This window comes from Vibrio cincinnatiensis DSM 19608 (assembly GCF_900167345.1).
Taxonomy (GTDB): Bacteria; Pseudomonadota; Gammaproteobacteria; order Enterobacterales; family Vibrionaceae; genus Vibrio; species Vibrio cincinnatiensis.
On the sequence record NZ_FUXB01000003.1, the window covers coordinates 196,981 to 218,248 of the forward strand.

19 protein-coding genes and 1 pseudogene are annotated in these 21,268 nt (G+C 44.1%); 5 read left to right on the plus strand and 15 right to left on the minus strand.

Annotation, left to right across the window (positions count from 1 at the left end):
- Nucleotides 1–44: 44 nt before the first annotated feature.
- The 4 genes from B5D54_RS03740 to B5D54_RS03755 form a co-directional block, all read right to left on the minus strand.
- Nucleotides 45–680 (minus strand): LysE family translocator, encoded by a 636-nt coding sequence (locus B5D54_RS03740; protein ID WP_078925139.1) that lies wholly within the window; start codon nucleotides 678–680, stop codon nucleotides 45–47.
- Between the two features lie 178 nt (nucleotides 681–858).
- Complete coding sequence (locus B5D54_RS03745; RefSeq protein ID WP_078925140.1) at nucleotides 859–1,869, minus strand: ArsA family ATPase; 1,011 nt, start codon at nucleotides 1,867–1,869, stop codon at nucleotides 859–861.
- Between the two features lie 36 nt (nucleotides 1,870–1,905).
- Nucleotides 1,906–2,178 (minus strand): cory-CC-star protein, encoded by a 273-nt coding sequence (locus tag B5D54_RS03750; RefSeq protein ID WP_078925141.1) that lies wholly within the window; start codon nucleotides 2,176–2,178, stop codon nucleotides 1,906–1,908.
- On the minus strand, nucleotides 2,165–3,850 hold the full coding sequence (locus B5D54_RS03755) for a carbon starvation CstA family protein (protein WP_078925142.1): 1,686 nt from the start codon (nucleotides 3,848–3,850) through the stop codon (nucleotides 2,165–2,167). Before B5D54_RS03755 ends, B5D54_RS03750 begins: the two co-directional genes overlap by 14 nt.
- Before the next feature lie 325 nt (nucleotides 3,851–4,175).
- Between B5D54_RS03755 and B5D54_RS03760 the strand changes: the two genes are divergently transcribed.
- Nucleotides 4,176–5,390 carry a GGDEF domain-containing response regulator gene (locus tag B5D54_RS03760; protein ID WP_078925143.1) on the plus strand — a complete coding sequence of 405 codons (1,215 nt, stop codon included), beginning with the start codon at nucleotides 4,176–4,178 and terminating at the stop codon, nucleotides 5,388–5,390.
- 146 nt (nucleotides 5,391–5,536) lie between these two features.
- Here B5D54_RS03760 and B5D54_RS17490 read toward each other — a convergent pair whose 3' ends face one another.
- Both B5D54_RS17490 and B5D54_RS17495 read right to left on the minus strand, forming a co-directional pair.
- Nucleotides 5,537–5,962, minus strand: a complete 426-nt coding sequence (locus tag B5D54_RS17490; RefSeq protein WP_407835075.1) for a methyl-accepting chemotaxis protein — start codon at nucleotides 5,960–5,962, stop codon at nucleotides 5,537–5,539.
- A 108-nt stretch (nucleotides 5,963–6,070) separates the two neighbouring features.
- A pseudogene (locus B5D54_RS17495) lies at nucleotides 6,071–6,853 on the minus strand (PAS domain-containing protein); the annotation flags it as partial.
- 145 nt (nucleotides 6,854–6,998) lie between these two features.
- Between B5D54_RS17495 and B5D54_RS03770 the strand changes: the two are divergent.
- Both B5D54_RS03770 and B5D54_RS03775 read left to right on the plus strand, forming a co-directional pair.
- Nucleotides 6,999–7,385 carry a hypothetical protein gene (locus B5D54_RS03770; protein ID WP_139364771.1) on the plus strand — a complete coding sequence of 129 codons (387 nt, stop codon included), beginning with the start codon at nucleotides 6,999–7,001 and terminating at the stop codon, nucleotides 7,383–7,385.
- Between the two features lie 53 nt (nucleotides 7,386–7,438).
- The gene (locus B5D54_RS03775; RefSeq protein ID WP_115173916.1) at nucleotides 7,439–8,122 is read left to right on the plus strand and encodes a DedA family protein; all 684 of its coding nucleotides are present in this window, start codon (nucleotides 7,439–7,441) and stop codon (nucleotides 8,120–8,122) included.
- Nucleotides 8,123–8,199: 77 nt separating this feature from the next.
- Here the strand turns inward: B5D54_RS03775 and B5D54_RS03780 are convergent, their stop codons facing one another.
- The 6 genes from B5D54_RS03780 to B5D54_RS03805 form a co-directional block, all read right to left on the minus strand.
- Nucleotides 8,200–10,077, minus strand: a complete 1,878-nt coding sequence (locus B5D54_RS03780; protein WP_078925147.1) for a propionyl-CoA synthetase — start codon at nucleotides 10,075–10,077, stop codon at nucleotides 8,200–8,202.
- Between the two features lie 11 nt (nucleotides 10,078–10,088).
- Nucleotides 10,089–11,285, minus strand: a complete 1,197-nt coding sequence (gene prpF, locus B5D54_RS03785; protein WP_078925148.1) for a 2-methylaconitate cis-trans isomerase PrpF — start codon at nucleotides 11,283–11,285, stop codon at nucleotides 10,089–10,091.
- An 11-nt stretch (nucleotides 11,286–11,296) separates the two neighbouring features.
- On the minus strand, nucleotides 11,297–13,879 hold the full coding sequence (gene acnD, locus B5D54_RS03790; RefSeq protein WP_078925149.1) for a Fe/S-dependent 2-methylisocitrate dehydratase AcnD: 2,583 nt from the start codon (nucleotides 13,877–13,879) through the stop codon (nucleotides 11,297–11,299).
- 59 nt (nucleotides 13,880–13,938) lie between these two features.
- On the minus strand, nucleotides 13,939–15,069 hold the full coding sequence (gene prpC / locus B5D54_RS03795; protein WP_078925150.1) for a bifunctional 2-methylcitrate synthase/citrate synthase: 1,131 nt from the start codon (nucleotides 15,067–15,069) through the stop codon (nucleotides 13,939–13,941).
- A gap of 140 nt (nucleotides 15,070–15,209) precedes the next feature.
- A complete protein-coding gene (prpB, locus tag B5D54_RS03800) occupies nucleotides 15,210–16,109 on the minus strand; it encodes a methylisocitrate lyase (RefSeq protein ID WP_078925151.1) in 900 nt (299 codons plus the stop codon).
- Between the two features lie 16 nt (nucleotides 16,110–16,125).
- A complete protein-coding gene (locus B5D54_RS03805; protein ID WP_078925152.1) occupies nucleotides 16,126–16,815 on the minus strand; it encodes a GntR family transcriptional regulator in 690 nt (229 codons plus the stop codon).
- 393 nt (nucleotides 16,816–17,208) lie between these two features.
- Here B5D54_RS03805 and B5D54_RS03810 point away from each other — a divergent pair, with 393 nt between their 5' ends.
- Complete coding sequence (locus tag B5D54_RS03810; RefSeq protein ID WP_078925153.1) at nucleotides 17,209–17,676, plus strand: NifB/NifX family molybdenum-iron cluster-binding protein; 468 nt, start codon at nucleotides 17,209–17,211, stop codon at nucleotides 17,674–17,676.
- A 14-nt stretch (nucleotides 17,677–17,690) separates the two neighbouring features.
- Nucleotides 17,691–17,903, plus strand: a complete 213-nt coding sequence (gene nqrM, locus B5D54_RS03815; RefSeq protein WP_078925219.1) for a (Na+)-NQR maturation NqrM — start codon at nucleotides 17,691–17,693, stop codon at nucleotides 17,901–17,903.
- A gap of 49 nt (nucleotides 17,904–17,952) precedes the next feature.
- Here nqrM and B5D54_RS03820 read toward each other — a convergent pair whose 3' ends face one another.
- The 3 genes from B5D54_RS03820 to B5D54_RS03830 are packed head-to-tail and all read right to left on the minus strand — an operon-like array spanning nucleotide 17,953 to nucleotide 21,192.
- Nucleotides 17,953–18,426 carry a response regulator gene (locus tag B5D54_RS03820; protein ID WP_078925154.1) on the minus strand — a complete coding sequence of 158 codons (474 nt, stop codon included), beginning with the start codon at nucleotides 18,424–18,426 and terminating at the stop codon, nucleotides 17,953–17,955.
- Entirely contained in the window at nucleotides 18,413–19,747 is a 1,335-nt protein-coding gene (locus tag B5D54_RS03825) for an ATP-binding protein (RefSeq protein ID WP_078925155.1), read from the minus strand. The genes B5D54_RS03820 and B5D54_RS03825 overlap by 14 nt, the downstream gene beginning before the upstream one ends.
- Before the next feature lie 23 nt (nucleotides 19,748–19,770).
- Complete coding sequence (locus B5D54_RS03830) at nucleotides 19,771–21,192, minus strand: SLC13 family permease (protein ID WP_078925156.1); 1,422 nt, start codon at nucleotides 21,190–21,192, stop codon at nucleotides 19,771–19,773.
- Nucleotides 21,193–21,268: the final 76 nt, after the last annotated feature.

Sequence of the window (21,268 nt, forward strand, 5' to 3'; positions counted from 1 at the left end):
TACTTAAAACCGCAGATCATTCTGCGGTTTTTTTATCGCCTTTTTTATACGGAATCGTCCGTCATCAATTTAATACCAAGTCCGACTAATACCACCCCCGTTGCTCCTTCCATCCAACGCATAAAGGTATTATTTTTCAGTAAGTTTTTAGCTGAACTTAATGCTCCAGCTAACCCACACTGCCAAACCATAGCGATCATAAAATGAAGTCCAGCCATAAATAGAGATTGCAGTAAAGGAGAGTGCTCGGGATTAATGAACTGAGGAAGGAAAGCAAGATAAAACACCGCAGTTTTAGGATTTAATACATTAGACAAAAAACCTTCACGCAATGAACGCCGGATCTTTAATTGAGTATGTGACAAGCTGGTTACCTGCATCCCTTGGCCAGCTTTAGATAAAGAACGTAGGCTAGAAAAACCCAACCAAATTAAATACCCTGCCCCGGCCATTTTAATGATGTGAAACAGCTCTGCCGACTGAGTTAAGATAGCCGAAATACCAATAGCGGAAAAGGTGGCATGAACAAACAAACCAACACAAATGCCTAAGCTGGTTACGCAACCATCTGCCATTCCTGCACGAGAGGTATTGCGGATCACTAAGGCGGTATCCAGTCCTGGGGTTAACGTTAAAATAGTAATAGCAATCAGAAAAGCTTCAAAATTTTGAATATACATAATGACTCACCCAATCGATCAAAATAGGGCGAGCAAGTTTTCACTCTAAAACGAGCAATACGTTGACGTCCCTATCAACCCATATTTTTGTTACTTCACTTCGACACCAGCATTCACAACCAGTAAACCGAATTTTCTTTTGTTATACCTGAGTTGATGAATCTTGTCTGTATTATTTTTATAGCCCTGCTTGCTCAAGCCACTGAGTCATCAATGTTAATTGATCAATACCTTGAATATCGGTTGCCTGCAAAGGAATCGGATAACGCGCTAATTGTGCAAACTGTTTATTGATCTCTTGCAAATGCTGCTGCTCTTGCTGACGGCGTAACGCTAAAAACTCACCATCAGCATGGGCAGGCAAAACCCGATTAATGACAATACCCGCAACAGGAAGTTTTTCAGCCTGTAATGACTGAACTGCTCGCGCTGTTTCTAATATGGGCAGTTTTTCTGGTGTGAGTACAAATAAAATAGCCGTTTTCGAAACATCGAGAAATGTTTCTCGAGTCCGTTGCAATAAACGTTGCCGATTAAGCAAAATATCAGCAATCGCTTTATGCCTTTCATCTAAACCACTTGTAGCATGCTCTTGCGGACTAATTAATGGGTTATCAATATCTTTACCCGCTTTTGGCGTTAGATGATCAAGAACCTTGCTGAATTTATCCGACTGTTCGTTACTTTTAAGTAGACCTTGCGTCCACGCTGCCATCGCTTCGGGTAGAGCCAATAGCCGTAATGTATGCCCTGTAGGTGCAGTGTCGAAGATAACAAGATCATAGCGTTCTAGCCCCTCTTCTAATGTACGAGCGATACATTCCAGCAAAGCCGCTTCTTGCGCTCCTGGAGACTGTCCCGTTAGGCGGATCTGCCGCTCAACGGCACCATAAAGCTCAGGGCGAGTAAAGCGTTTTAACTGCGTAGTTACTTGAGAGAGATGACGAACGACCTCTTGATCCGGGTCGATCTCTAATCCATCTAAATTCGGTGCTAAACACGTTATTTTATCACCGATGGGTCGATCAAAAGCATCCGCTAGGCTGTGTGCAGGATCGGTCGAGACAATTAAAACACGTTTATTTCTCGAAGCCGCTAATAATGCAAGCGTTGAAGAGGTGGTGGTTTTCCCCACCCCTCCCTTACCACCGACCAAAATTACTCGTTTATCTGTCAGTTGTGATGACACTCGTCTTCTCCTCTCCCCAACATAAGCAATGGGAAATCAACAGCACTTAAATTGATCGAGTGGTGAATGAGGCATCCCCATACGGAGATGCCAATCATGAAAACGTTCAATTAAGATCGGTTGTAATTCCAACGTGTAATAACTTGCGGGATTAGGCACTCCCATCATTTCAGAAAATATCAATAACATGAACAAGTCATCTTGCTCGCGCTTAGCGCGAGCAATCGCTGCACGATAAGGTGCGTTATAAATCTCTTCTGCATAATGATTAGCAAGTTTAAAACATGCACGAATCTTACTCAGTTTCATCGACAACCTGTACCTTCTTCGCTTTCAATAATTTATTCAGGCTAGAGCTGCACTCTAAAGTAATTAAAATAGCAGCAATCAGCACAACAATATCTAAGCTGAACAGGAACCAATCTTGTTTATCGTAAAAGCTTTTTAACTGAATCAATAAGCCTAATGTGGTCATGATCAGTAAGAAAACTAGTGGAATCAAGGTGTAATACATCGGGCGTCCTAACCGAACTAACATCACCGTAATCACCAATAATGTTAAGCCCGCCAGTAATTGGTTCGTCGTACCAAAAAGAGGCCAGATGAGCAAACCACCAGAACCATCTCCACCCGCACCAAAAGCAAGCAACACACAAGAACCTACGGCTAATAAAGTGGCAGGAAAAGCTTTTTGCATCCAACCAATGTTATAAATAGAACCCCATTCTTGGAAAATATAACGCTGTAATCGCAACCCGGTATCCATCGTCGTTCCCGCAAAGAGCACCACCATCACGGTCAATAAGGTTTGTGATAACGTGGTATCCAACCCAAGCCCTTGTTGCAAGATATTGGCACCGCCATTAATAAAAGCACCAACCCCGCCTTGGCCAAAACCACTATAAATACTTTGCCAATCCGCAAAAGTAGCAAACCCTGCGGTTGCTGCAATAATCGCGGCTAACGCTAACGATCCTTCCCCAATCGCACCAAAATAACCCACAAATCGAACATCGGGTTCTTTATCAAGTTGCTTCGATGTTGTACCACTTGAAACCAATCCATGAAAACCGGAAATAGCTCCACAGGCAATCGTCACGAACAGTAAAGGAATTAACGAAGGTGTTCCTGCTGGCAAATCGGTATTAAAAGCTGGAGCCACCACTTCTGGGCCAGAAATCACCACCGCCAAATACAACAAGAAAAGGCCGACGAAAAGTTGAATGCCATTGATGTAGTCACGGGGTTGTAACAACATCCACACGGGTAGCAATGAAGCAATCGCCGCATAAACAAACAAAATAACAATCCAACTCTGTGTTGGATTTAACCCCATAATGGAATCGGGTAAAGAGAGCGGCAACATTGGGCCAACATAGATCATCGCATACAAAGCAATAACACCTAAGAGAGACACCATCGCTAAGCCAATATAACGGCGATAGATTAACTGTCCAATAACAAGAGCCACCAAGATGGCTCCCCATACAGGAATAGTTGCACTGGGGAAGCTAATCAACTGACGAGCAATAACTACAGCAAAAACGGCATTCACCATCAAAAGCACTAAGAAAATGACAATCATAAAAAGGCTACGTGCTCTCGGCCCGATAATATCACCAGTCAGTGCCCCGACTGATTTTGCTTTATTACGGTTACTGGCCCAAATAGCACCGGCATCGTGTACTCCCGCAAAGAAAATCGTACCAAATACAACCCATAAAAAAGCAGGAACCCATCCCCAGATAACCGCAATCGCAGGGCCAATAATCGGAGCAGCACCCGCAACGGAGGTAAAATGGTGCCCCCACAATACATATTTATTCGTAGGGACATAATCGATCCCATCATTCAGTTCATGTGCAGGAGTCCGAAAATGAGGATCCACTTTAAAGATTTTTTCGCAAATAAATTTTGAATAAAAGATATAGCCTAGAGCCATGGCCCCTAGGCCCATCAGCATCAGGAATATAGCGTTCATGCCTACCTCCACTGTATACATAGTTGCAACACGCATCTAACATACTAATCTTATTAAAAAATTTATAACCTCATCCAACACATAAGTTTGACAATGATCTCTTACCAGTTACATTGTTAGTGACCAAACTCCCATTAAAATGAAACAAAACCGTTAACATCATGACTTAAAGCAGAGAAACCTCAAATACCGATGAAAAAACAGCATTAGAAACTTTCGCATCATTAAGTATGGTTGATGAAAATGAGAAATCTCCTACACGCTTACCTCTTACAGAAGAAGGTATAATTATGTACGGTAAATATTTTTAATTAAGGATTTCCATTTGAATAATAGGATATTAGTTGTCGATGATAGTATCGTTTTTCGAAATTATCTCGTTCATCGCCTTTCCGCTTTAAACTTTGAAATTATAGTCGCATCAAGTTATGAAGAAACACAGCGGATAATGGAAGATAATCCAAACTTTTTCTTTGCTATCATGGACTATTGTTTACCTGATGCTCAAGATGGCGAAGCGATTAAACTGTTAATTCAGCATAAACAAAAAACTATTGTTTTAACTGGTAAGTTTGATGAAGAAACAAGAAAAAGCTTTTTAAAGATGGGTGTCCTCGACTATATTTTAAAAGAAAATCATGCATCAATATCCTATATATTAGAATTAGCACAGCGATTAAAGAATAACACCCATCATCATGCCCTTGTTGTTGATGATTCTCTTGTGGCTCGAAAACAGATTTCTCAACTCTTAGAGAATCACTATATAAAAACCACATTAGCCATGGATGGATGTGAAGCGATAGAAATATTGAAATCTAATAAAGATATTACATTTATTATCACGGATAACTACATGCCCCAAAAAGATGGGATTGCGATGGTACGTGAGTTACGTAAGTCATATAGCAACACAGTACTTCCTATTCTCGGTCTATCTTCGGAAAGCGAGAAAAACATCACCCCTATTTTCTTGAAATCGGGAGCCAATGATTTTCTTCATAAACCCTTTCATCAAGAAGAATTTTACTGTCGTGTACACCAACTGTTAAATATTAAAGAATCCAATGACAACCTATTTAAACTCGCTAATGAAGATGCCTTAACTGGATTATGGAACAGACGATATCTTTTTGGTGAAATATGTAAAGGTATGGGGCATAGAAATGTCGCCATGATAGATATCGATTTTTTTAAGAAAGTCAATGATCGTTATGGGCATGATGGTGGTGATGAAGTCATAAAAATGGTTGCTCGTTTATTTAAAAAACATTTCTCGAGCGACATTATTTCAAGGCTAGGCGGGGAAGAGTTTTTTATATACTCTAAATTGTCGATTGAAGATTTTTTATCTAAGTTGGAAACATTACGACTTCATATTGCAACCACCCCTGTCATTCATCAAGATCAAGTTATAGAAATCACCATTAGTATTGGAGTTTCTAGTTTAAATGGCACCTTAGACGAACAAATTAAACAAGCAGATATACGACTATACCTATCAAAAGAAAATGGACGAAATAGAGTTACGTATCAATAATGATAAATAGCCTTTTCAGTTTCTTATGTTATGAAGGCGATTGAATTTAGCTCAATATCTGCTTTATTAATAATAAATAATCGTCTCTTCTTATTTGAAGTCACTCACCATTAAAATGGAGAGTGACACCTTAACAATCAGAAAATTCACAATTTTTGGCTAAATTGGCTAATCGCATCAACCACTTTCTGAGCTCCCATCTGTACATCTTCCATCAATTGACCCGCTTGAGTGGACAGTGTTAGTGTCTCTCCGGCTTGTGACTGACAGGCCGCAATCAGCTCCACCGCTTTAGTCGTTCTTCGCAAATTTTCAGCAACAACCGTCACAATCTCTTCTGTAGTATTATTCGTTCTTGAAGCCAATTGTCGCACTTCATCGGCGACGACTGCAAAGCCGCGCCCCTGTTCACCCGCTCTTGCCGCTTCAATGGCGGCATTAAGGGCCAACAAATTCGTTTGATCCGCAATTCCACTAATACTTTCCACTAATTTACTGATTTTTTGAGAATGTACATTCAGCGACTCAATATCCATCATCGCCTGCTTCATCTGTTTAACCAAGTTATCCATCTTATCAATAATGGCGGTAACCACTTGTTGCCCTTCCAGGGTTTGCTGTCCGGTTTTTTCTGAAACAGCATAAGCAATATTTGCCGCTTCTGAGACAGCCTGTTCTTGATTCACTTGCTCGGTGATCACCGTGGCGAACTTCACCACTTTATAAAGTTCACCCAAATCGTTATGAATGGGGTTATAAGAGGCCTCTAACCATACAATCTGGCCAGCGCTATCCACTCGTTTAAACCGCTCAGAAACATATTGCCCACTGGCTAACTTTTTCCAAAATGCAGCATAGGCTGGTGAGTTTGCTTCTTCCTCTTCACAAAAAATACGGTGGTGTTTTCCAGCAATCTGTTCGTTACTGCGGTATTTCATAGTACGAAGAAAGTTATCATTGGCTCGTATAATTTTTCCATCCAAAGTAAATTCAATCACCGCTGTTGAACGGTTTAGTGCATTGAGCATGTCTTCATGCTCGCGTGATGCTGTAATGGTACGAGTCAACTCCGTTGCAAAAACAAAAAAGCGTAATAGCTGCCCTTGACTATTAATAATGGGTTGTAAAATGATACGCAGCCAAGCTTCCTCTCCATTAGATTTGGCTATTTGAAGCGCCCCGTTCCAATGTTTTCTCTGCTCTAAGGCGGTTTTCATTCGATTAAAGTGTGGGGTTTTTCTCGCTTTAGGTGGCACTAAATTGGTTAAGTGGACCCCATCAATGGTATTAAAAACAATACCAAGTTCTTGCTCAAAATTGTTATTAATGGAAACGATATGACCTTGGGGATCCAACGTGATTCTTAGCATATCGCTATCAAGGCTTTCTCGTACCTGTTCCAATGAATACAAGTGATCTTTTAATTGTTGATTTTCTTTTTGAAGTGATTGATTGAAAAACATATGAACCTGCTAAGTTTATTCATTGCCTTTATGGATATTAGCATAAAAGAATAGAATCCCTGCTGGGGTATTGTTCATATTGATTAATCACTTTACAGATGAAGAGAGAGACCGCATACTCGCACCATTACGACTTCGATTAGTGATGAGCATGATTCAACCACTGCTTTTTACCTTATTCATTGCCATCTTAAGTTCGGTATCTTTACTGAATGTAGCACCGAGTTCGCTTGTTACTTCGGTCAGTACAGAATCAGAAAGTCGTACAACATCATTGTCTCATCAGCGTATCCATCACCCTAATACGGCCGCGTTAGTGAGTTCTCGCCTTGAATCACCTCGTTTAAATCCAACACCATCGCCGTTAGATGAAAATGAGCACACCTTAGCTGAAGCTAATACTTACCTCGCGCTTATTCATCAGCGCCTCATTGTATTGGTGTCCACCACCATAACTGTATGGTCTGCCCCTCTTTTTCTTCGTAAAGATCTTCAATTCTTAAACCTTTACTCGCGGTTTGCTCACGCTTAACAACGTCATCAATACACGGATTTATTTGATATTGACTGATTGAGGAAAGCGATGTGAGTGCTTTACTGTCCATTTTTTCAGCCTTATGGCATCAAGATCTGCTGGCTTTGCAACAGGTCGATCTTTCTCTACTCTACCTTTGTGTCGGGTTACTTATTTTTGTTGAGAGTGCGTTCATTCCCGCTGCGCCATTACCATGCGATAGTGTGATTGTGCTTTGTGGCAGCCTTGCGGCGTTAGGAATATTAAATCTTTACATTATTATTGGCGTTCTTGTGCTAGCTGGTTGGCTAGGAAGTGCTGCTGCCTTTTATCAGGGACACCAGCTTAAAGAGTGGCGAGTTGTGTCGATTTGGCTCGGTAAAGTATCCGATAAACAGTGGCAAACGACCGATCGTCTTATCCAGAAATATGGCTTATTGGCGATGTTTTTTGCGCGCTTTATCCCAGTTGTTCGCTCTTTATTACCGATGGTGATGGGGCTAAGAAATGCGGTTCTTCCTTTTCGCTTCTTACTGGCCTCACCATGGAGTGCTCTGACATGGATTTTATTTCTGATTTTCTCGGGATATGGCATTTCGCTGTTACCCGATAACCTGTCTAAGATCGCCAATCAACTGTTGATGCTAGCCCCAATGGTGACTCTGTTTATTGCTCTGTCTAGCCTTGCCATCGGTGGTTGGATGCGGCGGCGTGCCAAGTATAAAGCACTGAGGGTAAAACAGATTAAAGAGTAAACAGGATAAAACGAGCCAGTCACTAAGGATATGCCTTAATGGCTGACTTTTTATGAAAAGTCAGCCACCAATAGCGATTAATGCTGAAGAATTTTCTCTAATTCACTCAAGCTTGTGGGATCATCAATGGTGGATGGCACCGTATAACTTTCCCCATCGGCAATTTGCCGGATGATACGCCGTAAAATTTTACCGGAACGGGTTTTCGGTAAACGTTCAACGACTAAGGCGTGTTTAAAGCAAGCCACTGCACCAATTTGGCTACGAACCTGACTGATTAACTCTTCCTCTAGAGTCTGCGCATCAATTTTAACACCATCTTTTAATACAACGAAACCGAGTGGAAGCTGACCTTTTAATTCATCATGTACTCCCACGACAGCACATTCCGCGATGGCGGGATGTGCGCCGAGAATTTCTTCCATTTCCCCCGTGGAAAGACGGTGCCCCGCTACATTAATCACGTCATCAATACGTCCCATAATAAACAGGTAGCCGTCTTCATCCAGATATCCCCCATCCCCCGAAACATAGTAACCCGGAAATTGAGCTAAATAGCCGGATTCAAACCTGTCATGATTTCGCCAAACTGTGGTTAAACAGCTTGGAGGCAGTGGACGCTTGAGGGCGACAAAGCCTTGTTGATTAGCTGGTAAAGGTTCCCCCAATTCATTCAGTATTTCTACTTGATATCCGGGTATCGCTTTCGTCGCAGATCCCGCTTTTACTGGCATGAATTCAAGCCCTAAGGTATTCCCCGCAATCGCCCAACCCGTTTCCGTCTGCCACCAGTGATCAATCACAGGTTTATGGGTATGCTTTTCGACCCATGCGAGTGTTGGTGGATCTAATCGCTCACCAGCCATAAAAATCGTACTTAGGTGTGATAAATCATATTGCTTGAGAAGCGCTCCATTTGGATCTTCTTTTTTGATCGCCCGAAAGGCGGTTGGCGCTGAGAATAAGGTGTCGACTTTATATTCTTGGCACACACGCCAGAATGCCCCTGGGTCTGGTGTTCGCACGGGTTTCCCTTCATACAAAATCGTCGTACAACCGTGAATAAGTGGTGCATAAATAATGTAAGAATGCCCAACCACCCATCCCACATCAGAGGCTGCCCAAAATACGCCTTCTTGAGGTTGACGATAAATCGTATGCATCGAATATTTCAAAGCAACGGCATGTCCCCCATTATCCCGAACCACACCTTTCGGTTTTCCCGTCGTTCCAGAAGTATAAAGAATGTAAAGCGGGTCGGTAGCCAACACTGGCACACACGCCCTAGGAATGGCATGTTGTAGCAAACTGCTCCAATCAACATCCCGCTCATGGCTAAGATCAGCAAGGCACTCTGGCCGTTGATAAACCACGACTTTTTCAGGTTTCCAACGACTATCCATGATGGCTTTATCCACCATAGGCTTATAGGGAATCACTTTATTGACTTCGATGCCACAAGAAGCGGTCATGATCACTTTCGGTTCGGCATCTTCAATCCGAACGGCAAGCTCATTCGGCGCAAAACCGCCAAAAACGACAGAGTGGATAGCCCCTAGCCGAGCACAAGCCAACATAGCCATGGCAGCTTGAGGAATCATCGGCATATAGATGATGACTCGATCTCCTTTACTTACCCCTTGATCTGCCAACATGCCAGCCACACGCGCGACACTGTCACGTAGTGCATTATAGCTATAACGTTGCTTTTTCCCGGTAACGGGGGAATCATAAATTAATGCCGTATGATCACCGCGTCCTTGCTCACAATGATAATCTAATGCAAGCCAACACGTGTTCATCACCCCATCCGAAAACCAACGTTCAATCCCGTTGTCATCGGTTGAGAGAATGGTGTTAGGGAACTCGAACCAATCAATCTGCTGAGCTTGAGCTTTCCAGAACGCTTCCGGTTGCTCCTTTGCCCATGAATATTCCTTTAAATATGCCGACATCGTGCCTCTCCTTATTCGTTCTTTAGGCTTTCAGCTGGAACTCGAACCCAACCTTCCATCAAAATACGTGCACTGCGGCTCATGACCGCTTTTTCAACTCGCCATCCTTGCTCTGAATGGCAAGCTTTCGCCCCTACTTTTAATGTGCCCGATGGATGACCAAAAACCACTTGCGTTTTTTCTCCGCCGCCTGCGGCTTCATTCACGATGGTTCCCGGTACACAAGCAGCGGCAGCAATCGCAACCGCCGCCGTTCCCATCATGGCGTGATGTAATTTTCCCATCGACAAGGCACGCACCAGCAAATCAACCTGCTGCTGAGTGACGGTTTTACCACTGGAAGTGAGATAGTTTTGGGGGGGAGAAACAAAGGCAATTTTGGGAGTATGTTGCCGAACCTTTGCTTCCTCTAAGTCGGTGATTAATCCCATTTTCAGCGCGCCGTAAGCTCGTAACGTTTCAAATCGAGCCAATGCGTGAGGATCGTTATTAATTTCATCTTGTAACTCACAACCACCATAGCCGATAGCGTGCGCATCAATAAAGATGGTTGGAATACCCGCATTAATTAGCGTCACTTGTAAAGGCTCAAATCCCGGAATCTCTAACGTATCGCGCAAGTTCCCCGTTGGAAACATCGACCCTTCACCTTCTGCGGGATCGAGAAAATCGACTTGGATTTCTGCCGCAGGAAACGTTACACCATCGAGTTCAAACAGACCCACTTCCTGCACTTCGCCATTGATGATGGGAACGTGAACAACGATGCTCTTTTGAATATTGACTTGCCAGACTTTGACGTCAACAACCCCATGCTCAGGAATACGTTGTGGATCTATCAATCCGGCGTGAATGGCAAAGGGGCCAACCGCAGCAGAAAGGTTGCCACAATTACCACTCCAATCAACAAAAGGTTTGTCTATCGATACCTGACCAAAGAGGTAATCAACATCATGCCCTTCTTTTTCACTTTTGGAGACAATCACCGTTTTACTGGTACTGGATGTCGCCCCTCCCATTCCATCAATCTGTTTACCATAGGCATCTGGGCTGCCGATGATTCTTAATAACAACTTGTCGCGTGCCTCTCCGGGTACTTGTGCCGCAAGTGGGAGATCAGACAACTTAAAAAACACCCCTTTACTGGTTCCCCCCCGTAAGTAAGTGGCGGGAATTTTTAGCTGTGGCGCGATATTGACATGACTCATAACTGCACTCCTTACTGGGCCAGAAAATCTTGCGCAAAACGCTGTAAAACCCCACCGGCGTTATACACATGCACTTCATCAGCCGTGTCAAGGCGGCAGATGACCGGAACCAAGAACTGCTCACCAGTTTTACGAGTCACACGCAGCGTGAGATCTACGCCGGGTTGAATATCCCCTTCAACATCAAAAAGTTCACTACCCTCAATGCCCAAGGTTAAACGGTTGGTTCCCTGCTTGAATTGCAAAGGTAACACACCCATACCCACCAAATTGGTTCGATGAATTCGCTCAAAACCTTCGGCAACAATGGCTTCAACCCCCGCCAGACGTACCCCTTTTGCCGCCCAATCACGAGACGAACCTTGCCCATAATCCGCTCCTGCAATGATGATCAAAGGCTGTTTACGCTGCATATAAGTTTCAATGGCTTCCCACATTCGCATCACTTGACCTTCTGGCTCAAGCCGAGTGAGCGAACCTTGTACCACTTGTCCATTTTCCTTCACCATTTCATTCAATAGTTTTGGATTAGCAAACGTCGCCCGCTGAGCGGTTAAGTGGTCTCCACGATGGGTCGCATAAGAGTTAAAATCTTCTTCAGGGACTCCCATTTGAGTGAGATATTCCCCCGCAGCACTGGTGGCGAGAATGGCATTAGAAGGGGAAAGATGATCGGTGGTAATGTTGTCACCTAAAACGGCCAGTGGCCGCATGGCGTTGAGTGATCGTTCTCCCGCGAGAGCACCCTCCCAATAAGGAGGTCGGCGAATGTATGTACTCATTGGCCGCCAGTCATACAGTGGACTGGTGTGATGTTTCGTGTCATCCAATTTAAACATCTGGATATACACTTGGTTAAATTGCTCAGGCTTAACGCAACTTTCTACGACCGTATCGATTTCTTCATCACTTGGCCAAATATCCTGCAAATAGATGGGGTTGCCCTTGTTATCGAAACCCAATGCATCACGCTCAATATCAAATCGAATGGATCCTGCCAATGCATAAGCGACCACCAGCGGAGGTGAAGCAAGAAACGCCTGTTTCGCATAAGGATGAATACGGCCATCAAAATTGCGATTGCCTGACAACACCGCAGTAGCATAAAGATCGCGCTCTATAATTTCTTGTTGAATGTTGGGATCAAGCGCGCCACTCATACCATTACAAGTGGTACACGCATAAGCAACGATGCCAAACCCCAGCTTTTCCAGCTCCGATAATAAATTAGCTTCTTCTAAATAAAGCTTGGCCACTTTTGAACCGGGGGCAAACGAACTTTTTACCCAAGGCTTACGCACCAGCCCCAGTTGGTTGGCTTTTTTTGCCAGAAGACCAGCGGCAACCACATTGCGAGGGTTGCTGGTATTCGTACAAGAGGTGATCGCAGCAATAATGACTGCACCGTCTGGCAGTTGACCCTCCTCTTGAGGTAAGCCATGCTCAGCGATACCACGTTCGACCAACTGCGAGGTCGGTAAACGACGATGAGGGTTAGAAGGGCCAGCCATGTTACGTTCAACCAGTGAAAGGTTAAATTCCAGTACTCGCTCATACTGTGCGGTTTCTAATGCATCAGCCCATAACCCTGTTTGTTTGGCATACCGCTCAACCAATGCCACTTGTTCAGGCTCTCGACCCGTTAGTTTCAAGTATTGAATCGTCTGATCATCAATGTAGAACATGCCCGCACTAGCGCCATATTCTGGTGTCATATTGGAAATCGTGGCACGATCACCAATTGTTAACGCTTTCGCACCTTCCCCAAAAAATTCAAGATAGCTCGACACCACTCGCTCATGGCGCAAAAATTCGGTGAGTGCCAACACAATATCTGTCGCCGTGATCCCTGATTGACGCTTACCGGTTAATTTCACACCGACAATATCGGGTAAGCGCATCATAGAAGGGCGTCCAAGCATGACGGTTTCAGCCTCTAGCCCCCCAACGCCAATAGCAATCACGCCCAAAGCATCCACATGCGGTGTATGGCTATCGGTACCCACACACGTATCAGGATAAGCAACACCCTCTTTGAGTTGAATCACTGGCGACATTTTTTCCAGATTGATCTGGTGCATAATGCCATTACCTGCCGGAATGACGTTGACATTCTTAAAGGCACTTTTACACCATTCGATAAAGTGGAAACGGTCTTCATTACGACGATCTTCAATGGCTCGATTTTTCTCAAAAGCGTCAACCTCAAATCCGGCATGTTCGACCGCAAGTGAGTGGTCAACAATCAACTGCGTTTCTACTACAGGGTTCACATTGGCCGGATCGCCACCTTGATCGGCAATGGCATCCCGTAGTCCAGCTAAATCCACCAAAGCGGTTTGCCCTAAAATGTCATGGCACACCACCCGAGCGGGATACCACGGAAAATCAAGATCACGCTTACGTTCGATCAACTGCTTGAGTGAATCAACCAAGGTTTGTGGATCACAACGCCGCACCAAGTTTTCAGCAAGAACACGAGACGTATAAGGGAGCGTTTCATAGGCACCGGGAGTAATGGCATTAACGGCTTCACGGGCATCAAAATACTCAATTTGACTACCGGGTAATGTTTTTTTGTATTGATTATTCATCATCGTTCTTTCCCAAAATCATCAAAGACGGGCTAGCAATAACCAGTCACTCCCGCACACTAACCACGCTGTTCAATGGGGACCCATTGCTGGTGATCTGGCCCGATATAATCGGCGCTCGGACGAATAATGCGATTGTTAGCACGTTGCTCATAGAGGTGTGCCGCCCATCCAGTTAAACGGCTCATAACAAAAATAGGCGTAAATAATTTGGTCGGGATCCCCATAAAATGGTAGGCCGAGGCATGAAAAAAATCGGCATTACAGAACAGATTTTTCTCCCGCTTCATCACCGCTTCCACCCTTTCCGACACCGCATAAAGATGCGTATCTCCAACGTGTTCGGATAACGCTTTTGACCAGCATTTAATCAGCGCATTACGCGGGTCACTTTCTCGGTAAATCGCGTGACCAAAGCCCATGATCTTCTCTTTGTTCTCCAACATTTGTAGGATCTCTTGCTCCGCTTCATCTGGCGTTAACCACGGCTCAATCATCGCCATGGCGGCTTCATTCGCCCCGCCATGGAGTGGACCTCGCAAGGTCCCTATCGCCCCAGTAATACAAGAGTGCAAATCCGATAACGTTGAAGCGCAAACACGAGCTGAAAAAGTCGAGGCATTAAACTCATGCTCAGCGTATAAGATCAGTGAGCAGTGCATGACTTGTTTGAATAAGTCACAGGGGGCCTCATCGGTCAGCATCTTTAAGAAATAGCCACCGAGGGAATCTTCACTAGTATCTTCCGTATCAATGCGCACTCCATCATGACTGAATCGATACCAATAACAGATAATGGCTGGAAATAGTGCCAGTAGGCGTTCTGTCGCCGCCAACTGCTGAGAAAAATCTTGCTCTGTCTCTAAATTGCCTAACATAGAGCATCCGGTACGCATCACATCCATGGGATGTGCTTGGGGCGGGATTTTCTCCAAAACGTCTTTTAACGCTTGGGGTAAGCCACGTAGACTGATAAGGCGTGTTTTATATTGATCCAGTTCGGTTTGCGTGGGTAGGTGCCCCACCAACAGCAAATGGGCAACTTCTTCGAATTGAGCATATTTGGCAAGATCCGTGATGTCATAACCACGGTAGGTTAAGCCTGTTCCGGTCTTTCCGACCGTACATAGAGCGGTGCTTCCAGCGCTTTGACCACGCAGGCCTGCGCCACCTAATGAAGTAGAAGGCATGTTGAACTCCTTTTCTTGCTACACTTCGGATTCTTTGATGAATCAGCCTCTTTGGGCTTAGCATTTTGCTCGATAGCGCAGCGGTTTCACGTTATTGGATTAAGTGATTGAATGGTGAATCTCTTTTTAAGTCTTCCTATTTAGCGATTGTTTTCAGAAAAAAGTTGATCGAGTTTTTCTTCATAACGGTGATAATTGAGGTACTCATACAACTCACTGCGGGTTTGCATCGTCTCAAGTAAGGCTTCTTGATTGCCCTGCTCTAACAAATGGCGATAGACCGTTTCTGCCGCTTTGTTCATCGCTCGAAACGCACTAAGTGGGTACAGCACCATGTCCACCTTCACTTTGGCAAGTTGCTCAGTGCTGTAAAGTGGTGTCTGCCCAAACTCGGTAATATTGGCTAAAATGGGTACACGCTTCCCTGTTGCGGCATGTAATGCGGTTGAAAACTGTTCATACTGCTTTAATTCGGTCATCGCTTCAGGAAAAATCATATCTGCCCCTGCTTGTACGTAGGCAATCGCTCGTTCAATGGCACCATCCATCCCTTCGACTGCCAGAGCATCTGTACGCGCCATAATGACAAATTCTGGGTTATCACGCGCATCAACGGCAGCTTTAATTCGATCCACCATTTCTTGGGGACTCACAATGGCTTTATTAGGACGATGGCCACAACGTTTCTGGGCCACCTGATCTTCCATATGTACTGCGGCTGCCCCAGCTTTTTCTATTAGCTTAATGGTGCGAGCAATATTAAAAGCACCACCGAAGCCGGTGTCAATGTCCACCAACAAAGGTAAATCACAAGCATTGGTAATTCGTTCGACATCGACCAATACATCATTGAGCGTGGTGATCCCAAGATCGGGTAAACCATAAGACGCATTAGCAATTCCCCCACCCGAGAGATAAATCGCTTGATGCCCCAGCTTTTTTGCCATCATGGCACAGTATGGATTGACCGTACCGACAATTTGCAAAGGGTGATGGGACTGAATAGCGAGCCTGAATTTGGCTCCTGGACTTAAACTCATAGGATTCTCCTTAATTTTAGGTTTCATAATGTATCTGTTGTTCAATCAAACGACGACTGTAGGCAATGTGTCTACGCATCAACATCTCGGCTAACTCTTCATCACGATTACGGATCGCCTGTAGAATAAATTTATGTTCTTCTAATGCTTCCACCGGGCGAGAATGTGCCCGAGGCGATTGATAACGATACATTCGTAACAAATGGTAAAGCTCATCACATAACAGCGCGATCAACTGATGATTTCGACTGGCTTTAATAATCCTATAATGAAAATCAAAATCGCCTTGTTGATGAAAATAAGAAGCGCCGTCCACTTGATCAATATGTTCAGAATGTGTCGACAATAAAGTATCTAAACCCGCTAACTCAATATCACTGATATGACGAGCGGCTAAGCGAGCCGCCATGCCCTCCAATGCTTCACGAACCGCATAAAGGTCAAGCAGCTTCTCACGAGAAAATTGAATAACCCGAGCGCCGACATGAGGAATCCGTTCAATAAGTCCTAACCCTTCTACCCGCATCAGAGCTTCACGTAATGGGCCTCGGCTAACTTGAAAATGCTTTGCTAACTCAGGCTCGGAGATTTTACTGCCCGGCACCATCTCGCCCGCCACAATCGCTTCAATCAGAAATTCCGTGAGACTTTCTGATTTGGTGTACTCTTTGTCACAAGTTTGGCGTTTCGTTAATTCACGGTTCATTTTTACTTAGCTTCTCTTTGGTAAGTCATCGTTCCAATCTTGTTCACGACCAATAATCAACATAGCGCTAACATAATCGATCAAATTGTCGACAATCAAGCAAATTGTCGACAATTTAGACTAAGGTCGTATGAATGCCTCTTTGTTTCATAAAGTGAGAAAAGAGTCACCATAAGGTAACCTTATATATTTCAATTACAGTGACTCATTCTCTTTCATTATCAAGATCACCCCCGACAGACCACATCATTACATTGTCAACAATCTTATTTATTTCAGCATCCTCATGGCGCAATTCTCCTTCTATTCATGACAAAATCTCAGAAAATTATTGGCATATGCTAATAATTGGCGCACAATGTTGCCTATATTATTGGATGAAGGAAATGAACCATGATTTATGCAATTCCCTGTCGAGATAATCAACTGAGTAATCATTTTTCTAAAGCACCCGCATTTCTGCTGATTGACTCAGACAATCAGCAGCGTCAACTCATTCATATTCCAGAAACGTTAGATGAGGGGGAAAAACATTGTGGGAAAAAATCAGTGCGCCTGAACTTATTGCAACAACACCAAGTTCAAGCCATTGTGGTCAAAAATATTGGTCAAGCGATGTTATCAACGCTCTTTAAAATGGGGATGAAGGTCTTTGCTTACCCACAACGCTGTCCATTGGATGCGTTAGATCTCAGTCAGCTTCAAGAAGTCACCGATATGAGTTATGCACGCCCATCTCCTAATAAAACGTCGCACTCTTGCTGCCATGTAAAATCTGCCTGTACCTCAAGCGTTTCTGCCACTAAACTAAACCCAAGAACGTTAGATAAATTACAGCGTATTTTTAATATTCATCGATAGATGAGAGTGGAATGATGATTTACTTAATTACTGTGGGATTTTTTTTACTGATGATAGCCTTGATGAGCCTCGGGGTTATGGCTCGTCGTAAACCGATTCAAGGAAGCTGCGGCGGGCTATCTAGCGTTGGGGTTGATAAGGAATGTAATTGTAAAACAACGTGCGACGCACACCAAACAACCTTGTATCAGATTCAAGAGCCGCAAGAAAAATCGAAAAAGGAATAACCCGCACCTCAGCGTGAAGAAGTTGACCTCACGCTGGGGTTTCTGGGGATCAGCGTAGTCGATTTAAAACAACGTTTTGATCCAACTCTTGATGCCATTCGGTATAATCAAGCCCTTTATCAAAGATAAACTCCGTCACCAGTTGTTTCACACAAGCTATCAACTCTTCGGCTCGCCATGGTTTATCAAAGTAACGATGAATACCTGCCGTATTAATCGCGTTGATGGTATCGCTGTGTGTGGCTTGCCCTGTGAGCAATACTTTCTTAGTGCCAATAAAACGAGGATCTTGGTTAATTTCACTGAGTAGTTCTACCCCAGTTTTCCCCGGCATGACATGGTCAGAAACCACTAAAGCCACATACTCTCCTTGTGCATCCAACTCATCCATCAATTCCAGCACTTCATCGGCTGATTCACAATCTTCAATCTGTAACCAGTGGGCCAGTGGTTGTAAATCTTGCAGTACTGCACTGAGCACTTCCCTTTGGTCATCAACACAAATGATATTAAGCTTCTCCATTTCCATCCTCGACTGGTAATTTGATCCTAAAAATCGTTTTCTCATCATTGCTCTTAACAGCAATGCTTCCCCCATAACTGGTTGCTATTCGTTTCACAATGGCTAACCCCAAGCCAAGGCCAAACGACAACCCACCTTTCTTGGTGGTAAAACTCGGTTGGAAAATTTTCCGCCTAGTGGCTTCATTGATCTCCGGACCGTTATTGGCAATCGTGATGAGAATCCGTTGTTTGTTGTAACGTGTATGAATATCAATTTCAGGGTTTTGAGTTTGAGCCATTGCATCACACGCATTTTTAATGATATTGACCCATACCTGTACCCATTCTGTCTGTGAACCTTTTAAAATAGGCAAAGCCCCCGGACGCATCCGAACCGACACTCGACGCAAATCACTTTGCAATAAGGCTAATGCTCGGTTTAACGTTTCATTAAAGTCCAGCTCTTCATCAAAATGAATTTCGCTACGTCCTAACTGTTTAACCGACTTGACAATGCCAACCACATGTTTAGACGCAAGGCGCAAATCATGAAGATCTCGCCCCATTTGCCAGTAACGAATCGCCAAATGCGGGTTATTGAGCCAGTGCTGAGAGAGCGTTTCCTCTGGCACCGCTCGGGCAAGATCTCTAGCAACATTTGATGCAAGTTGATAACGACGAGCGAACTGAGCACCTTTTGCTCTTGCTTCACTCGACGATACTTTTTGACCATGCAGTAAGCCAAAATCAAAAAATTGGCTGGCTTCAGGGTGAACCTCTTGCAGCAAATCAATAAATAAAGACTCTAAACGTTCCGTCTTACTACTCACCACCCCAATGGCGTTATTCAGCTCATGAGAAATACCGGCAGCTAATTGCCCTAATGTGGACATTTGTTCAGCCATATGTAACCGCTCTAGTGCTTTCTCTTTGGCAACCGCTTCTTGCATCGCTCGTCTTTGGCGACGAGAAAGCTCTGCAACAATGACTGGCATAAACTGAGAACTCAATGAACCAAACAGGGCTTCGTCAACCGCAGGCGTTTGTCTATCGATCCATCCTAACTCCACCTCTGTTTGAGCCACCACCGTTGAAGAGGCAATCCAATGCCCAGAGAAAAAACTGTGTACACCAATAAAAGCTCCAGCCGAGGCTGAAAATACGGTAATGGGTTTACCCTCTTTCTCACAAAATTGCCCAAGTAGCTCTCCCGACTTTACATAGTAAAGTCGGTCGTTATAGCCATTTTGTTGAAGTACAATCGAACCACTTGGCAGCATCACTCTACGCTGTTCGCTGTCAAAATATCGTTCAACTAAAGCCTGTACTTGTGGATTCATATATCCTACCTAGGTCACTTCATTTAACCAATGTGGCCAACAACATGCAGTAACCAAATCATGACAAAACTCATTAATACACCGACAATCCCTAAAATAACCCCGACACGCGCCATCTGGCTACTTTCTACATTACCGGTAGCATGGGCCAAAGCATTCGGAGGGGTACTGATCGGCAATGACATCCCAAGCGATGCAGCAAAGGTAACCACAAGGATTAACGTGACCTCTCCTCCTAATGGCGCTAATGAGATCATAGAAGCACCTAAAGCCGCCATGATAGGCATCAACAAGTTTGCCGTGGCCGTATGTGACATAAAGTTAGCCATAAGTAGGCATAAAAAGGCGGCACCAAAAAGAACGATATAGGGTGAGTATTGATCAAACGGGATACTATGGACCATCAAATGAGCGAGTCCTGTTTTATCCAGTGCTAAACCTAAAGCAATACCACCAGAAACCAACCACAACACATCCCAAGAGATCTTTTTCAAATCTTCTTTATTGATAATCCCAGTCACAGAAAAAACCGCGACAGGAATCAATGCTACGGTATACGAATCCATCCCATGCATGGAACCCAATAGCCATAGCAGTATCGTCGCAGCAAAGGTGATATAAACAATGATCGCTTTTGGCGTCTTTAAAAACTTCCCTTTAATGGTGAGCTCAATGGATTTTTGTTCAGCTCGGTATAGTGAGCCAATCAACACCCAAGCTAAAGCCATCAAAATAATCACGAACGGTACACCAAAGGCCATCCATTCACCAAACGTGATAAGGTTATCCCCCACCAGATATTTTAAAGCAATGGCGTTAGGCGGGGTGCCAATCGGTGTTCCGATACCCCCAATATTTGCTGCAACGGGAATGCATAATGCAAATGCTACACGGCCGGGATCTTTCGGGCCAAACACCGCAATAACGGGGGTTAAAATGGAGAGCATCATCGCGGTCGTTGCCGTATTCGACATAAACATAGAGAAAATACCGGTGATCAGCATCAACCCCAACATCACAAACTTAGGATCTTTCCCAAAAGGTTTAAGCAACACACGAGCTAAGTTGACATCAAGACGATATTTCGTCGCTGCCATAGCAAGGAAAAAGCCCCCTAAAAAAAGCATAATAATGGGGCTCGCAAATGTTGCCATAATTTCACTGTGCCGGAGTAAACCACCAAACTCAGGAAGGTGTTGCTGGGTTTTAAATACCCACAGTCCTTTATCTGATAACATCAACAACTCTAAAACAATAATAACCACGGAAGTGGCATAGATAGGAATAGGCTCAAAGACCCACAGCAATGCGGCCAGTAGGAAGATGGCAATTACCCGTTGCTGAATGATGGTTAGCCCGTCAAAGGGAAAAGCCGACAAAGGCAACCATAAAATCAATAGTGGAATCGCTATCGGGATTATAAACTTGAGATAAGGACGTATCATATTCACTCTTCCTGAGAACATTTATGCAAAGATCCGTTCATGATGGCCTGAATGGTTTTCCAATGGCTCCACCACT

What these genes read in the sequence shown, in the direction of transcription:
- B5D54_RS03780 (WP_078925147.1), bottom strand. Translation starts at nt 10,077, where the DNA reads ATGTCGGCATATTTAAAGGAATATTCATGGGCAAAGGAGCAACCGGAA.
- acnD (WP_078925149.1), bottom strand. Translation starts at nt 13,879, where the DNA reads ATGAATAATCAATACAAAAAAACATTACCCGGTAGTCAAATTGAGTAT.
- B5D54_RS03830 (WP_078925156.1), bottom strand. Translation starts at nt 21,192, where the DNA reads ATGATACGTCCTTATCTCAAGTTTATAATCCCGATAGCGATTCCACTA.
- B5D54_RS03755 (WP_078925142.1), bottom strand. Translation starts at nt 3,850, where the DNA reads ATGAACGCTATATTCCTGATGCTGATGGGCCTAGGGGCCATGGCTCTA.
- B5D54_RS03810 (WP_078925153.1), top strand. Translation starts at nt 17,209, where the DNA reads ATGATTTATGCAATTCCCTGTCGAGATAATCAACTGAGTAATCATTTT.
- B5D54_RS03820 (WP_078925154.1), bottom strand. Translation starts at nt 18,426, where the DNA reads ATGGAGAAGCTTAATATCATTTGTGTTGATGACCAAAGGGAAGTGCTC.
- nqrM (WP_078925219.1), top strand. Translation starts at nt 17,691, where the DNA reads ATGATTTACTTAATTACTGTGGGATTTTTTTTACTGATGATAGCCTTG.
- prpB (WP_078925151.1), bottom strand. Translation starts at nt 16,109, where the DNA reads ATGAGTTTAAGTCCAGGAGCCAAATTCAGGCTCGCTATTCAGTCCCAT.
- B5D54_RS03750 (WP_078925141.1), bottom strand. Translation starts at nt 2,178, where the DNA reads ATGAAACTGAGTAAGATTCGTGCATGTTTTAAACTTGCTAATCATTAT.
- prpC (WP_078925150.1), bottom strand. Translation starts at nt 15,069, where the DNA reads ATGCCTTCTACTTCATTAGGTGGCGCAGGCCTGCGTGGTCAAAGCGCT.
- B5D54_RS03825 (WP_078925155.1), bottom strand. Translation starts at nt 19,747, where the DNA reads ATGAATCCACAAGTACAGGCTTTAGTTGAACGATATTTTGACAGCGAA.
- B5D54_RS17490 (WP_407835075.1), bottom strand. Translation starts at nt 5,962, where the DNA reads ATGGATAACTTGGTTAAACAGATGAAGCAGGCGATGATGGATATTGAG.
- B5D54_RS03770 (WP_139364771.1), top strand. Translation starts at nt 6,999, where the DNA reads ATGAGCATGATTCAACCACTGCTTTTTACCTTATTCATTGCCATCTTA.
- prpF (WP_078925148.1), bottom strand. Translation starts at nt 11,285, where the DNA reads ATGAGTCATGTCAATATCGCGCCACAGCTAAAAATTCCCGCCACTTAC.
- B5D54_RS03805 (WP_078925152.1), bottom strand. Translation starts at nt 16,815, where the DNA reads ATGAACCGTGAATTAACGAAACGCCAAACTTGTGACAAAGAGTACACC.
- B5D54_RS03740 (WP_078925139.1), bottom strand. Translation starts at nt 680, where the DNA reads ATGTATATTCAAAATTTTGAAGCTTTTCTGATTGCTATTACTATTTTA.